Here is a 15542-nt window from a genome sequence, read left to right as displayed (position 1 = left end):
TTAATTCTGGATCTAAAGACCAGTACTTAAAAGTGGTAGATTTTTTTGCATCACATTCAAATCATTCAGCTCTTTGAGCTGCTCATTGATTCTCTCCCGGTCGGCCTTATTTGTTACTCCTTCTTCTGCGTCTTCAACCAGCCATTTGACTTCTTTAAATATGACTGGCAATAGATGTGGGTGCTCTTTTGCCTTTAACAATAAGCTGCGAAAAAGGTATAAAAGGCGCAGCAGGACAATACTACTTTCTTTACTATAAAGCCTAATAGGACTCAGACTCAGGGTTAACAGTTGCTTGAATGTTTCTTGCATAAACAAAATGCGACCATTGCCCTGATCGTCACAGATTACCCTTTCATCAGTTAGCTGCATCCGCAGTATAAATAAGTCTGTGAGGTAATCTATTGCTTTGATAGCTGTGCCAGGGTCGTTAAGGCTAGGGCTTAATGCTCTAACCGCACTCTCTGTAATATGCTTAAAACCGAACAGGTAATTAATATCAGGCCTTTCTTCTCTGTAAAAGTTTAGGTGCGCAAATAAGCCTGATGTGAATTCTTCTAGGTTTTCCAGCTTCTTGTTGATTTTAGCAAAAGGGATTCCGTCGATAAGAAAATTTCCCAGTGGCTGCATGAAACAGAGAACTAACTCATACTCTTTACACATTTCCACCACTGCTTCTTCATTTATACTTTGAAGGTAGCCGGTTCTGGGGCTGTTTAATGTAATCCAATTGTTAGCCTCTAGAATCGGATACGCTTTACCTTTATCGTCCTCCTTTATTTCGGTCTCTAACTCTCTTTTAGTCACTTCATATATACTTTCCAGTATACTTTCTATCTGTATGGACAAGGATATGGAATGTATGAAGTACACAAAAAAACCGAGGCATAATATGGTGAAGCACATAGCCAAGAAAATAGAGAACCCTGGTAATGGCACTGTATAGTAATCCGAGTGCACATTTACCATGATGATCAGCGTGTAAATCAAGGTACCTAAGTATAAACCCATTACACGCTGGTTTGATTTGTAAGAGATAAGTCCAGGTATAACTCTAGGAGAAAAGTTAGAACTAGCTTGGTTCAGCACCAGCATAACCATCGTAAAACTGAAAACTGTAAGTGATATGATGCCTGTTGTAATGGAACTGAGTATTAATCTGGCTGTATCACCATTGCTGATGATTACTAATGGCAGGTTATCCTTTAATGACTTACTCAGACCAAGAGTTTCCAGGTAGAGCATTACCATGGCCAGCAAAGCAAATATTAACGAAATAACAGTGGGATAAAACCCAATACTGTTTACAATGTAGTAATACGCAAACTTAAACTTACCAAAAAATCTTTTCATGAATTGTGAGGCTGTATCAACTATAATGCAGTGTACTAATACATGCACCTCTAAGTTGTAAAGCACAGGCTATACTTTACATTCAGGCACTCATTCTTTAAGCAAATACACTAAGGTTTATAAGCTGTAAAAGATTTATCGTTGTAAAAGATGACAATCTGCTCAATAGTTTTTTCGTGCTGATCAGCAAGTTGAGCGGGGCTTGAGATACTGTTGGTTGATTGTACTTTATCTTGTTGCTCTACTGCGGGAGGCATTTCTAATTTAGCTTGAGAAGGCAATACTTCTTCACTTTTACTTTTACTGGCTGGTGCAACAGGTGCTGCTAAGGGATTTAGCATATCTCCTTCTCCAAGCAATAACCAGCCAAGGCTAACCTCCGGAAAAGCAGAAGCAACTTTAGTAACCACCTCAAGGCTTGGCTTGTTTCTTCCGCTAAGTATATGGCTGATTACAGCTCTTGGAACCTCAACTGTGTCAGCAAACTGTGTGGAGGATAATTGCTTATGATGCATTAATTCCTGTAATCTCTCAACCATTATTTGGAAATTCTGTTATTTACAAATGTATATACAAATGTATATTATAATATTTACACCTGCAATTACAATTTTATATTAGACTAATATCTATTAAATTATAAGTTAACACTTTATAGCATTCATTCTTATTGTCAAGCTGTTATCAGATTTGATAACAGCATTTATAGCCTTTGATTTACAAATGTATATACAATTGTAAATTGTCTTGTATATTGCTTTAAATCAAACATACATATGTTCATTAGCGGTAAACAGTATTGTGATTATAAATTGCCCCAATCGAAAAGACATTTGACCAACCTGACAGGATGTCGCACAAACAATTAAGGGTGTGTGGATAAAACGAGTTATCCACACACCCTTAAATTGCTGTGCTATAAGCTATTATATTCGCTTTGATGAATATTTACAGCAACTGAACTTTACTTAATTTTGAAACTTGCCATCCAGTGCAATTTAGAAAACATCAATCTGCAGTCAAACTCTACATTAAGTAGTTTCCTTGATTTGTACTTTATTGTGGCAGGTTTTATTATAATCGTAACTATGTGGAAGTGAATCTGAAGCGTAACTAGTTGCTATTTAACCATTAATACGCCGTTCATTCTTCGCCAATGGTTTGGGTAGGTGCATACAAAGTTGTAGGCTCCTGGCTCTGACGGCGCAGTAAATTCTAACTCTACTGTCTGACCCGGCAAGGCTAAGGGAGATGCAGCAATAACGTCTTCGCTTTCGGGCACATAATTACCCGGAGCTCCTGCTTCAGCGCCGGCAAGCGCAACCAGCTTATACTTATCTGGATGCGTGAACACAACATTATGGATCATGGGTGGCTCTGTCCCCTCGTTTATAAGCGTCAGTTTAACCATTGTGTTTACTCTCACGTCGAGCGTGTCCTGGTCATAAACCATTTCATCTACTGTGTTGCCTATGGCTTTTAGCGTGATCTCTGTTACCTGCTGCAGCGTTGTATCCTGGTCTGCTGTAATAACAGCGGCTGTAGTATCAGTTATCTCAATAGGAGCCTCTAAGGCAACCTTATCAGTATCGGTACCGCAAGCTGCTACTACAGAAGCAACTAAAAGGTAATGTATATGCCTTTTTATCTTCATTATCGAAATCTACTAAAGCCACGCTTGCCGATTTTATCTTCTGTTTAACCGAAGTACTCCTGCTCTAGCTTTTTATCATGCCCGTACAAGTCTTCTCTGAAATGCACATTGCCTTGTTCATCAGCCCAGCTGGTAAAGTATACAATGTATACCTGAACATTTTTTGGCAGGGTTACCCAAGTCTCTTCGCCTCCGTTAATCGTAGACCTGATGCGGCTCTCATCCCACTCCGGCATATCCTGTAGCAGGTATTTACCGAGCTCAATAGGCTTCTCTACCCTTACGCAACCATGGCTGAAGTTACGTTGGTTTTGGCTAAACAATGCATCAGCAGGCGTATCGTGCAGGTACACGTTATATTCGTTCGGGAACAGGAACTTGATTGACCCCAGTGAGTTTTTAGGTCCGGGGCGTTGTCTTACCATGTATGGGAAATTCTTTTCAGTTACGCTAGCCCAATCTATAGAATAAGGATCTATTTGCTTCGGATTCTTTTCTTTGGTAACCACTTCCATGTTTTGTGATGCCAGATAGCCAGAATTTTTAAGAATAGCTGGCTTTATCTCTTTTTCAACAATACTATTAGGCACATTCCAATAAGGCGCCATTACCACAAACTCAAGTTTATCACTAAAAATTGGGGTAGAATTCATAGTTTTACCCACGATCACGCGCATGTTCATTACCTCCTGGTATTCACGCTCTGCTTCAGGGTCATTGTCCGGATCTTCGTAGATGTAAAGTTTATACTCTGGTATGTTTACCCAGATATACTTTTGGTCCAGGCTCTTCGGCACCATGCGTTTCGGTATCCAGCGCCAGCGCTCCATGTTTATCATAATCTGCTCAATGCGCTCACCAACCGGTATGTTGAGTTGTTTTAAGGTATTGCCTCCAACTTTCCCATCTTCAGCCAAACCGTGCAACATCTGGAATTTCTTAACTTGTTTTTCAAGTTCAGCATCAAACAGTCGCATGTTTTTGTCCGCCTCGTTAATAGGCTGGCCGTAGTTCAGGCGTTTCCGAAGCGAGATTACCGCAGCAGCTGTATCTCCCTTTGCCAAAGACTTTTTCTTTCCCAGTTCTACCTTAGGCCATCCACCTTTCTCCTCTATCTCCCTATACTTAGATAGTGCACTTCTAAGGTTTGCGTATCCTTTGTGCAATGCCTCAAACTCATAGTATGGATAAGTGCTTTCACGCTCTTTTAGAATAGTCTGCAGCGCTTTGTGCAGTTTAATTTTATTTTTCTTTACGTTCCAGCTCACATTGTTGTCAGTTCTTGGATCTACACGGCCCCTGTAAAAATCAGAGGCATAATTAAAGTAAGATGCAGTCAGGCCCAGATCTATTTTACGCTGCAGTTCTAGCCTAGCAGAATCTTGTCCGTCCATCTGCTCATACTGCTTAAACAACTTCTCGAAATCCATGACACGGTAATTGCTTGGCTGCAAGCCCTCCTTTGATGATTGATTTATAACAGAGAGGAACTTCTGCGCTTCAGGCACTATTTCGTTGTCTCTGAACCAGGCTAGCTTATAGTCTCTGTCGCCATAAAAAAGAAACATCAATTCATCATGCTTCTTCATCTTTGGCTGTTCTTTCAGAAAGTTTACAATATCAGAGCTGTCTGTGTTAGCCTGCGGCAGTTCTTTTTGGCTAAATATCTCACCTACTTTCTCAATTCCGTTTTTTGCAGTTGTAGCTTCACCATCAGAATTATTACAGCCAACCAACAGTGAACTAACACCCAAAATAAGGGTGAACAGTAGGTATTTATAGTCTTTATAAGGGTTCATGATCTATGTTCTTTTTAGGGAGCTGAAGAGAAAAACCTGCTCAACCTCCAATCAAAATATTGATTTTATACAATTTAAAAAAGGCATATATTATTTTACAGCCTTTTAAGGTATTTGTACTTTAAAACAGTACAAAAAGTTATACAACATAACAGATGATACAATGGAAGCTACCAGGCTAAATATTTTACTTCCTGGTTATACTTGAAGGACTAAAGCTGAGGCACTATATATTTACAAATTCATTCCGCGGCCGGCTCTGTAACCAGTGTATTTTCAGTTTGGCCAAAATATTGCCTATCTTAGTTCATTCAGACACTTATAAAACCTATGAAACCATACCAACGTTGCTTACTTGGCTTAAGCATGGCAGGTGCCCTGCAACTTGCCTCCTGTACTTCACAACCAACCAAAGACGGCGAAACTATGACTTCAGAACAAACCTCAACCGAGAAAATTTCGGCAGATGTTCACAGCTACGCACAGCCTGCAGAGGCAGTAGCCAAACACCTGGACCTGGACATTGATGTTAACTTTGACCAGAAGGTAATCAGCGGAACAGCCTCCTACCTGATCGAAAACCTGACGGGAACCGATAAGATCATCTTCGACACCAGGAACCTGCAGATAGACAAAGTATACCTCGGCGACAACATGGAAGAAACTACTTTCCAGTTAGGCGAAAACAAGGAGTTTTTGGGGCAGCCGCTTACCGTCAACATCAAACCTGATACTAAAAAGGTAACTATTAAATATAAAACCTCTCCGGATGCAGCAGCACTGCAGTGGCTAAACCCACAACAAACCGCTGGTAAAAAGCACCCTTTCCTGTTCACGCAATCGCAGGCTATACTTGCCCGCACCTGGATTCCGATACAGGATAGCCCAGGCGTACGCTTTACCTATAACGCAAAGGTTAAAGTGCCGAAAGAACTGCTGGCTGTTATGAGTGCCGAGAACCCGATGCAGAAAAACAATACCGGCGTTTATACTTTCGAGATGAAGCAGCCGATTCCGTCGTACCTGATGGCACTATCGGTTGGCGATCTTGTTTTCGAAAAGGTTGGTCCACAGACAGGCATCTACGCAGAGCCTGCCACCATCAAGGCCGCCGCTTACGAGTTTGCCGAAATGGATAAAATGCTGGTGGCCGCCGAAAAGATCTACGGAAAGTATAGATGGGACCGCTACGACCTGCTGGTGTTGCCGCCTTCTTTCCCGTTCGGAGGTATGGAGAACCCGCGCCTTACGTTTGTAACGCCTACTGTGCTAGCCAAAGACAGATCGCTAACCAGCCTGATTGCTCACGAACTGGCACATAGCTGGAGCGGTAACCTTGTTACCAATGCCACCTGGAACGACTTCTGGCTGAATGAAGGCTTTACTGTATACTTTGAACGCCGCATTATGGAAGAACTGTACGGCAAAGAGTACGCGGACATGCTGAATGTGCTTGGCTACCAGGACCTGCAGAAAACCATAGACGAGAAAGGCGCAGACAACGAAGACACACAACTTAAACTGGACCTGGAAGGCCGCGACCCGGACGAGGGACTAACGGATATAGCCTATGAAAAAGGAAACTTCTTTTTACAGAATATCGAGAAGGCAGTAGGCCGTGAGCGTTTCGATAAATTCGTGAATGACTACTTCAACACATTTGCCTTCCAGAGCACGAATACCGATAAGTTCTTGGATTTTCTGAGATCTGAGCTGATCAAGGGTGATGAGCAACTGGCAGAGAAGATTAATATTGAGGGATGGGTATACTCGCCAGGATTGCCTGAAAACTTTGTGGCCCCTACCTCTACCCGATTTGCCAAAGTGGAGGAAGCCTTTAATGCCTGGAAAGGCGGCAAGCCTGCAGCGCAACTAAACACCAAAGACTGGTCAAGCCACGAGTGGCTGCATTTTATACGTATGCTGCCAGAAAATATGAGTCAGCAGCAAATGGCTGAACTGGACAAAGCATTTAACTTTACTAACTCTGGTAACTCGGAGGTACTGGCTGCATGGTTCCTGCATGCAATCAAGAACAACTACGTTACAGCAGACAAAGCCATGGATACGTTCCTGACCAGTGTTGGCCGTCGTAAGTTCCTAGTGCCAATCTACAAGGCGTTGATTGCAACACCTGAAGGAAAGAAGAAAGCATTGGCTATTTATGCTAAGGCAAGACCAAATTACCATGCAGTTTCTACTGTTACCTTGGATGAATTATTAAAGTAGTCAAAGTATAAATCAACAATAAATCCCGGCCTGCATTAGGCCGGGATTTTGTTTTTTGTAAAAAGCGAAAACTCTGTCTCTTTCATTACCTGCTTGGGTAAGCCAGGCGAAAGGACAGAGTTTTTTCCGTATCGCTCTAAGATGCTAAGTTAGTTGCCTTAGCAAGTTTATTATCTCTCGGCTTTGATGTTCACAGCTTGTTCTGCGATCTGTGTTAAAAGAGCGTCTGTTTGCTTCTCTTCTTCCAGTGTCATTTCAAGTTGCTGTACCACATCCCGCATACCCAGCTGGTTAGCATAAGTACGGACAGTACCATAAGCAGCAATCTCATAATGTTCTACGCGCTGTGCGCAGGCAATAAGAGCAGCATCCATTACACTCTTGTCAGCTCTCTCACTCATCATGGATTCACACTCTTTGATGATACCTTCCATGGCTTTACACTTCTCACCGGTGGCCTTTTCTCCGATCATATCAAAAACTTTCTCCAGACGTTGAATCTGCTTCTCAGTTACCTGCAAATGGTCCTGGAAAGCTTGTTTCAGTTTATCAGAAGAGCATTCCTTTATCATCTTAGGAAGCGCTTTCGTGATCTGCTGCTCAGCGTTGTAGATGTCTTTAAGTTCGTGGATTAATAGGTCTTTCAAATTATTAAGTTTCATAGCTTGGAAAGGTTACGCGTTAAAAAAGTATTCTTGTTTTGTTCGTGGCTATCTATACGGCAGGCTATACTGCGGGTTTATAAAAGTATAGTTTTTATTAGGCAATGTCGTTCAAGCTATGGTAAACAGGCCTTCCGGTATAATATATCTAATATCATATAAACTAACAAACCTATATAATGGTTTATGCATACCGCAATCACTTTAAATCAAAACAACGATTTTTGAAACGAATTTGGCTAAAAGCGGTACTCTTATCAGGAGAAATGCTGCGGCAGAACAAATGGAAAGGCCGCAGGTTTTCTATTAAATTAAATTTGAAAACCCGACGTGAACAGACCTAAAGGAAAACTTATTGCAGTTGGAGGCAACGAAGACAAAGGAAGTTACCCTAACCCTAAATCTAAGAAGAAGTACTATCTCGATTTTTTTGAACTCGGCATCTTAAAACGGTTTCTGCAGGAGATACCTGTAAAGAACCCGCAGATAGAGGTGATTACAACTGCCTCAATGATACCGGAAGAAGTTGGAGAGCGTTACCTGAGCGCATTTGGAATTCTGGGGGCAGAAAACATAAACCTGATGCATATCAAAACCGAAGAAGAAGCTCATAACCCAGAGTATATAGAGCGCATCAGGCAAGCAGATGGTATTATGTTCAGTGGCGGCGATCAGTCCAGGATTACCAGGATGTTCCATGGCACCGAGATAGTAGATATTTTATTGGACCGCTACCTGAATGAGGATTTTATAATAGCAGGAACCAGTGCCGGGGCCATGGCCATGTCGAAGATCATGATCAAGGGCGGTAGCGCACCAGAATCTTTGCTTAGAGGCTCTGTAAAGATCGGGCATGGTTTGGGCTTTATAGATGAGGTAATTATTGATACACACTTTGTAACACGGGGCCGCTTTGGCAGACTTATGGAGGCGGTAGTAACGCATCCTAAAACAGTAGGTATTGGTTTAGGTGAAGACACTGGCGTGCTTATAACAGAAGGCCATATGATTGAAACCATTGGTTCCAACCTGGTAGTAATAGCCGATAGCCATGAAGTAAAGTATACCAACATAGAAGAAGTGGATCCGGGAAGGCCAGTGGCTATCTCCAACCTGATCATGCACGTGCTTGCAAAAGGCAACGTGTACAACATTGATACAAGAGAGTTTTTTAAGGATTCGGAAGCACTGAAGCCCGCCAGATTACAGGTGGAGAGAACCTAAGGCTTGAAGGCTTAGATGCAAGTCTCAAAATGTTTTTGTGGAAACCATATCTAAAGTATAACTGGGCTATACTTCTTTATAGATACCAGTAAAGGTTTTCTCGTCTCCGATCTTGCTGGCCCGGTACATTCCTTCCGAGTTAAAAGACAGAACCACTTCTCCTGCGGTGTTTAAAGCAATCAAACCGCCTTCACCGCCAAAATCTACCAGCTTTTTCATTACAACCTCATCACAGGCCTGTTGCAGCGTGTACCCTTTATACTCTACCAGGCAGGACACATCATAAGCCACAACTGCGCGCATAAAAAACTCTCCGTGCCCTGTGCACGACACCGCGCAGGTCTTGTTGTTGGCATAGTTTCCGGAGCCGATAATAGGGGTATCACCGATTCGGTTATACTGTTTGTTTGTCATGCCGCCAGTAGACGTGGCAGCAGCCGTGTTGCCCTCCATATCGAGTGCCACGGCTCCTACTGTACCGAACTTCTTCTCCGCGTTTTCGGTGTGGTCGAGCATAAATATATCAGAGTCCCTGATCTCGGTCCACTGGTTATACCGGAAGGCATCAAAAAAATACTTCTCAGGGGCAAATTCAACCGCGTGGTTTCGGGCAAACTCCTCAGCTCCATAGCTGCTCAGCATCACATGGTCTGAATACTCCATAATAGCCCTGCACAGCTTTACAGGATTTTTAATGCTGCGCACACCAGCTACCGCTCCGGCTTCCAAAGTCCGGCCGCACATTATGGCCGCATCCATTTCATGTTTGCCCTCTTTCGTAAATACAGAGCCTTTCCCGGCATTAAACAAGGGGTTGTTCTCCAGGTGCACTACAGCAAGTTCTACTGCGTCCAATGCTGTTCCACCGCCCTGCAGCACACTGTGTCCCGCCATAATTGCCTGTTCCAGAGCATCCCGGTAGGCCTTGTCTTTGTCAGGAGTTAAGGAAGACCGGGTAATGGTGCCGGCGCCGCCATGTATGGCAATTGCATATTTATTCATAGGGTTGATGTAAGTTGGGTACAGGATTAACTTACGCCATCAGCTATAATGCAGTTAAAAATATTAAGCGCAGTGTCTAAAAATTAGCTCAAATACTGGCCCATAGAGAACCTTTTTAAGATGAAAAATAGTTATCTTTGTTCTTACACTAATAACCTATTTTAAAAGATTAATTATGTCGTTTGATATCCAAGGTAAGCTTTACGAGGTATTTGAGGAGCAGCAGATAAGTGATAAATTCAAAAAGCGTGAATTTGTGCTGGAGATTCCGGATGGCTCTTACACTCAGTATGTAAAGTTTCAGCTAACGCAGGACAAGTGCAGCCTGTTAGACCAGTTTAAGAATGGTGACGAAGTGAAAGTTACCTTTAACTTATCTGGTAAGCCATTTACTAAAAACGGTCAGACCATGTATTTCACTAACCTGCAGGCCTGGAGATTAGAGCCTGCGGCAAACAACTTTGGCGCACCAGCTGGCGCTCCGCAGCAGCAGGAAGCTCCTTCGTTTTACAGCAGCGACGCAGACAACGACTTGCCATTCTAATGTAGCAAGCCTAACTATATTTAAAGCGAGCCTAGTGCTCGCTTTTTTTTGCCTCATACAAAACTTTAAGGCTTCATTTTTGCTATAAGTATGTAGCACTCCCCTTTTACAAGTATAAAGTATACGCTACTTTTTAAGCTAAACAGAGAAGACAATGTTCAGCACGCCCAACACACCCCTTGATGAGGTTCGACGCATGATTCTTCGTGGCGAAAATGATACCGTTGATTTTAAGCAGCGCATTACCAAGCCCGATAAGATTGCCCGCACCCTTGTATCTTTTGCCAATACCCGCGGCGGCACTATACTTGTTGGCGTTAAAGACAATGGCTACATCTGCGGCATAGACCCTGAGGAGGAACTGCACACCCTGCGCCTGGCATCGGAGCACTACTGTAATCCTCCTGTTGCGCTGGATTATGAAGAAGTGGAAAGCGATGACCGTACCGTGCTGGTGGTAACTGTGCACGAGAGCAAATCCAAACCACATTTTGCTAAGGTAAAAGAAGACGACTGGCGCGGCTATGTACGAGTAAAAGACACCAGCGTGCAAACCAGTAATATGGTAAACAAAACGTTGTTAAACGAGCACCCGGTTTTCGAGAAGCTGCCCCTTGACAGGCACGAGAACGCAGTGCTGGAATACCTGCAAACTTCCCCGCGCATCACCTTAAAACAATATATGAAACTGGCCAACCTCTCGCAGCGCAGAGCCTACCGCACCCTGGTAAAGCTGGTTATACATGGCTACCTGCGCCTGCACGATAAAGAGAAAGAAGACTATTATACGTTAAGCTAAGTTTCTGCAAATCCGGCCTCAGTTGGCTTACTTCCTGCCTACCAGGTTACCGCTTTCGTACATTTCTATGTGGCTGAACTCGCCATCGGTGTCGTAAACTTCCCAGTCGCCAAACCAGAAGTACCTGTCCATGGTGCTGGTTTTGATCAGGCGGGCCTCTCCTTTTCGGGCTAGTTTACCATTTTCGTGGTATTTAGTTACTTGCAGCACTTCACTGTTCCGTCTGTACTTCTCTTTCATGTAGCGGGTACCGTCCGGATAATAATATTTCCAGTTTCCAACCTCATTCCCGTGCCTGAACCTGCCGTTGCGTATTACCGTGTCGTCTTTGCCAAAGAAGACTTTCCAGCGGCCATGCATCCTGCCCTCTTTATCAAACTTGTTGATCTTGAACCAAAGGAAGTGCTTTACCGGCTTTGTAGTAACTACTTTCTGCGCCTGGCCAGCCAGCGGCAGAATAGCAAGAGCTATAATTATAACGATCACTCTCATACGATTGCTTATTTACTTTCGGGAAGATGCTGCTAAAGTATAAATAATGATTCTCAATAACTAATTTTTTAGTTATACTTTTATTTCGGCTTAAAGTTTTACTAATCAGTAGGCTATACATTTACTACTCAATCTCTTTACTAAAATGTAGAAACTAAATTGGCCGGTGCCCTTAAATATTCGTAAAAACATATAAACAGGCCGCTGTACGTCAGAGGCTGCCCCGGACAACACGATCACCATAAAACATTGGTTTCACCCTAACCCCCTCGCCTATGGCAACCATAAGCAAAAAGAACCAAACCACTCAACATGAAAACATACCATTAGTTAACGGAAGTACAAAACCTAAGGCAAACACGAAAAAAGCAACAGACACAGACGCGAAGAAGATCTTCGTGCTGGATACCTCCGTTATACTTTACGACCACAGTGCCATTCAGAATTTCCAGGAACACGATGTAGCCATACCTATTACAGTACTGGAAGAACTCGATAACTTCAAAAAAGGAAACGACATCAAAAACTTTGAAGCCCGTGAGTTTATACGGTTCATAGACAGGCTTTCTGCAGAGCACAAACTGCAGGAATGGCTGCCCCTGAACGGTAAAACAAAAGGGAAATTCAGGGTGCTGATGAATAATAGCTCATCCTTGGATGCTGTAAATATATTCGGTGACAAGAATGACCATCGTATTCTGAACTCGGCCCTGCAACTGCAGCAGGAGATGACAAAGCACAAGGTTGTGTTGGTTACCAAAGACATCAACCTGCGCCTGAAGGCTCGCGCCCTTAACCTGGTAGCAGAAGATTATGAGACAGGCAAGATACAGGATGTGGCAGGGCTCTACACCGGCAACGACACCGTAGAGGATGTGCAGGCTAACACCATCAACGATCTGTATGAGAAAGGTGTAACAGATGTAAAAAAAGTGTTTACAGAAGCCCCTACAGATAACCATTTTTACATTCTGAAGAGCTTTAAAAACTCTGTGCTGGCATTTTACAACGCCGCTGATAAGCAACTAGAACGCGTAGACAAGCTGAATGCCTTCGGCGTGAAGCCGCGTAACGCAGAGCAGGCATTTGCCTTGCATGCGCTTCTTAACCCACAGATAAAGCTGGTCTCAATACAAGGTGTGGCTGGTACCGGTAAAACATTGCTGGCACTTGCATCTGCCATAGAGCAGCGCCGTGAGTACAAGCAGATTTACCTGGCCCGACCGGTGGTGCCGCTCAGTAACAAAGACATTGGCTACCTTCCTGGCGACATTAAGTCTAAACTGAACCCTTATATGGAGCCGCTCTGGGATAACCTGAAGTATATCCAGAACCAGTTTGCAGAAACCAGTAAGGAGTACCAGAAGATCCGGGACATGGTGGACCTCGAGAAACTTGTGATCACGCCGCTGGCATACATCCGTGGCCGCAGTTTGTCCAACATTATCTTTATTGTGGACGAGGCACAGAACCTGACGCCGCACGAGGTAAAAACCATTATTTCAAGGGCCGGGGAAAACACCAAGATCATCTTTACAGGTGATATCTACCAGATCGACACGCCATATCTGGATTCGCAGAGCAACGGACTGTCGTACCTGATTGACAGGGCTAAAAACCACCCGCTGTACGCGCATATTACGCTATTAAAAGGAGAACGCTCTGAGCTGGCAAACCTGGCCAATGAGTTACTTTAAAGTATAAACCTCAATTAACACAAAAGCCCGCGCTATAAAGTATAGTCCGGGCTTTTGTGTTATACTTCCGCAGGATCAGCTATACTTTTCCTGCATCCTCTCTCCTACTTTTCGAGCGGTAGTATCTTCGCTTTTAAGCAGGCTCTCCGATACATGTTGCCTGTCAGCGGCACTCTTATTCTGGCTTAGCTTATACTTTCCTTCTAAGCGACTTACTGTGATTTCAAACATTACGATGCCATTTAGCAATCCATTGGTATACTTTTCGGGTAAACTCTTGAACTGCTGCATGTAACCTGACTCAAATGTATTGATAGAGGCTTCCATGGCAGCCATCATTTGCTCCGGCTCATGTATAAACCTGGCCTTGCCATAGGCATGGACCACGCAGTAGTTCCAGGTGGGCACGTTCAGTTGCTTCTCGTACAGCGAAGGCGAGATGTAGGCGTGTGGCTCCTGGAAAATAACCAGCGCCTCCTGCCCTGCTTCCAAGTCTTTCCACTGCGGGTTTTGCTTTGCCATGTGCGTTAGTAGCACTAACTGCCCCTCCTGCTCCTGAATTACAAATGGCAGATGTGTAGCAAAGGGCACGTTGTCCTGAACGGTTATCAATGTGGCAAAACTATACTCCCGCATAAAGCTGATCAGCTTTTGCAGGTCGGCTTCCTGATAATGTGTTAGTGTGTACATAGTTTTATCTGGTAGAGGCTTTGGTGGTGCTAGTACAGGTGGCTTAATCTGCTTTTAAACCAGCTAAAAACAAACTTGCAACAACAGGGTAAGGTAATTAGTGGTTTCGGGCTGCAACGCTGCGTCTGGCGCCGGACTTTGAGGTTTTATTTTCCAGAAGGTCTTTCAGTCCGTTTAACCCTTTGCTCAGCTCCTCTTCTTTTTTATGCTTCTGCCATGCCCCAAATAGTCTGGCAATGGGTTCGTCATTCAAAGCAGTGCTCTCTTTCCATTTTATAATGGTGCTGTCGCCATCAGTGCGTTCCAGGGTAAAGCTACCAAGAGCCAGAGACGCAGATTCGTTATGGGTCTGTTTGTAGCGGAGGTGCTTCGGACTTATACTTTCTGTAAGGGTTACTTCGCCATTGCCCACTTTATCGCCGCTCCATTGCATGCGGGCACCTGCACCTGCCATAGGTCCGCTGTAAAGCCTGATCATACTTGGATCCATGGTTGTGTTCAGGGCACTCCACTTCTCCCAGTTGGTAGGATTTTCAAGGAGTGGGTATACTTGCTCGGGGTTAGCGTCAAGCGTTATACTTTGCTCCACCTCTATCTGTAGTGGCATTTGATACGATGCGCCAAAAAGCGCAATGGCCAGCAGCATCAAAGCCAGGATCACTATCTTCAGCGGTTTCATGGTGTATCAAAAATAGAGTTTTAGTGGTTGCACTATTAGCAGGAATTTCTACACCAATTTAAAGGAGTATTTTGCTAGTAAACAAGAGCAACAGGCATAAATATTTTTGTATCTATATTTTTCAAAATAAAGCAGCAGGAAGAATAAATTAGCTTAAAAATTACAGTTACCGTACAGGGTAACATAGAGACTAAAATATATAGACCATATGATAAACGATTGGATTCATAAAGGCCTTCAATTCTCGCAGAATCCCATATTCAAAAGATTCTTAGGTAAAGCCGGAGTTTTTCTGGCGAAGCCAGCAAAAATGGCGCTCCTGCTTTCAACAGCTTATGGAAAGTTAATAGATGCAGAAAGCAAAGAGTCCGGATTTACGCAGATAAAAGGCACTTTACAGACATTTATGCGCTTGGTTAAGGCGTACATGAAAGGCGACTACCGGAATGTTGCCACAAAATCATTACTGGTGGGCGTGGCCGTACTTTTGTACCTGGTCACTCCTATTGATATCATTCCGGACTTTATACCAGGCCTTGGGCTTCTTGACGACCTGAGTCTTATAGCATGGTTTGTAAACGCATTCCAGACCGAGATCAGCAAGTTCAGAGACTGGGAAGAAGACCGGAGCTTTGACCATTCGCGCATCGGTACGTTTTAATACGACACCAAAGCCATAGCCTAAAGCTGCTTTCTGAAAAGGAGGCAGCTTTTTTAA

Annotated in this window: 15 protein-coding genes; 6 read left to right on the top strand and 9 right to left on the bottom strand. The window is 43.6% G+C overall.

Annotation, left to right across the window (positions count from 1 at the left end):
• Positions 1–12: 12 nt before the first annotated feature.
• From H8S84_RS01900 to H8S84_RS01885, 4 genes are all read right to left on the bottom strand, one after another.
• Entirely contained in the window at positions 13–1353 is a 1341-nt protein-coding gene (locus tag H8S84_RS01900) for a DUF2254 domain-containing protein (RefSeq protein ID WP_187065585.1), read from the bottom strand.
• 110 nt (positions 1354–1463) lie between these two features.
• Positions 1464–1892 carry a helix-turn-helix domain-containing protein gene (locus tag H8S84_RS01895; protein WP_187065584.1) on the bottom strand — a complete coding sequence of 143 codons (429 nt, stop codon included), beginning with the start codon at positions 1890–1892 and terminating at the stop codon, positions 1464–1466.
• Positions 1893–2473: 581 nt separating this feature from the next.
• Positions 2474–3007, bottom strand: coding sequence for a plastocyanin/azurin family copper-binding protein (locus tag H8S84_RS01890; protein WP_187065583.1), 534 nt, complete (start codon positions 3005–3007; stop codon positions 2474–2476).
• Between the two features lie 44 nt (positions 3008–3051).
• The gene (locus tag H8S84_RS01885; protein WP_187065582.1) at positions 3052–4806 is read right to left on the bottom strand and encodes a L,D-transpeptidase family protein; all 1755 of its coding nucleotides are present in this window, start codon (positions 4804–4806) and stop codon (positions 3052–3054) included.
• 330 nt (positions 4807–5136) lie between these two features.
• Between H8S84_RS01885 and H8S84_RS01880 the strand changes: the two genes are divergently transcribed.
• Entirely contained in the window at positions 5137–7035 is a 1899-nt protein-coding gene (locus H8S84_RS01880) for a M1 family metallopeptidase (RefSeq protein WP_187065581.1), read from the top strand.
• A 170-nt stretch (positions 7036–7205) separates the two neighbouring features.
• Here the strand turns inward: H8S84_RS01880 and H8S84_RS01875 are convergent, their stop codons facing one another.
• Positions 7206–7697, bottom strand: coding sequence for a YciE/YciF ferroxidase family protein (locus H8S84_RS01875; protein WP_187065580.1), 492 nt, complete (start codon positions 7695–7697; stop codon positions 7206–7208).
• A 330-nt stretch (positions 7698–8027) separates the two neighbouring features.
• Here H8S84_RS01875 and H8S84_RS01870 point away from each other — a divergent pair, with 330 nt between their 5' ends.
• Complete coding sequence (locus H8S84_RS01870) at positions 8028–8921, top strand: cyanophycinase (RefSeq protein ID WP_187065579.1); 894 nt, start codon at positions 8028–8030, stop codon at positions 8919–8921.
• Between the two features lie 66 nt (positions 8922–8987).
• On the opposite strand, the gene H8S84_RS01865 is transcribed toward H8S84_RS01870, so the two are convergent.
• Positions 8988–9923, bottom strand: coding sequence for an isoaspartyl peptidase/L-asparaginase family protein (locus H8S84_RS01865; RefSeq protein WP_187065578.1), 936 nt, complete (start codon positions 9921–9923; stop codon positions 8988–8990).
• Between the two features lie 175 nt (positions 9924–10098).
• On the opposite strand from H8S84_RS01865, the gene H8S84_RS01860 reads away from it, so the two are divergent.
• A complete protein-coding gene (locus tag H8S84_RS01860; protein ID WP_187065577.1) occupies positions 10099–10467 on the top strand; it encodes a DUF3127 domain-containing protein in 369 nt (122 codons plus the stop codon).
• 154 nt (positions 10468–10621) lie between these two features.
• Positions 10622–11266 carry an AlbA family DNA-binding domain-containing protein gene (locus H8S84_RS01855; protein WP_187065576.1) on the top strand — a complete coding sequence of 215 codons (645 nt, stop codon included), beginning with the start codon at positions 10622–10624 and terminating at the stop codon, positions 11264–11266.
• A gap of 27 nt (positions 11267–11293) precedes the next feature.
• Here the strand turns inward: H8S84_RS01855 and H8S84_RS01850 are convergent, their stop codons facing one another.
• The gene (locus H8S84_RS01850) at positions 11294–11758 is read right to left on the bottom strand and encodes a toxin-antitoxin system YwqK family antitoxin (protein WP_187065575.1); all 465 of its coding nucleotides are present in this window, start codon (positions 11756–11758) and stop codon (positions 11294–11296) included.
• A gap of 275 nt (positions 11759–12033) precedes the next feature.
• Between H8S84_RS01850 and H8S84_RS01845 the strand changes: the two genes are divergently transcribed.
• Positions 12034–13455 (top strand): PhoH family protein, encoded by a 1422-nt coding sequence (locus H8S84_RS01845; RefSeq protein WP_187065574.1) that lies wholly within the window; start codon positions 12034–12036, stop codon positions 13453–13455.
• Between the two features lie 75 nt (positions 13456–13530).
• Here the strand turns inward: H8S84_RS01845 and H8S84_RS01840 are convergent, their stop codons facing one another.
• Together H8S84_RS01840 and H8S84_RS01835 are read right to left on the bottom strand one after the other, a co-directional pair.
• Positions 13531–14145, bottom strand: coding sequence for an FMN-binding negative transcriptional regulator (locus H8S84_RS01840; protein ID WP_187065573.1), 615 nt, complete (start codon positions 14143–14145; stop codon positions 13531–13533).
• Between the two features lie 97 nt (positions 14146–14242).
• Positions 14243–14824 (bottom strand): SRPBCC family protein, encoded by a 582-nt coding sequence (locus tag H8S84_RS01835; RefSeq protein ID WP_187065572.1) that lies wholly within the window; start codon positions 14822–14824, stop codon positions 14243–14245.
• A gap of 310 nt (positions 14825–15134) precedes the next feature.
• Between H8S84_RS01835 and H8S84_RS01830 the strand changes: the two genes are divergently transcribed.
• Complete coding sequence (locus H8S84_RS01830; RefSeq protein WP_230407016.1) at positions 15135–15485, top strand: YkvA family protein; 351 nt, start codon at positions 15135–15137, stop codon at positions 15483–15485.
• Positions 15486–15542: the final 57 nt, after the last annotated feature.

It is taken from the genome of Pontibacter cellulosilyticus (assembly GCF_014306105.1).
GTDB classification, from domain to species: domain Bacteria; phylum Bacteroidota; class Bacteroidia; order Cytophagales; family Hymenobacteraceae; genus Pontibacter; species Pontibacter cellulosilyticus.
The sequence above is the reverse complement of the archived record's forward strand: the minus strand, read 5'-3'. Positions and strand labels throughout refer to the sequence as shown.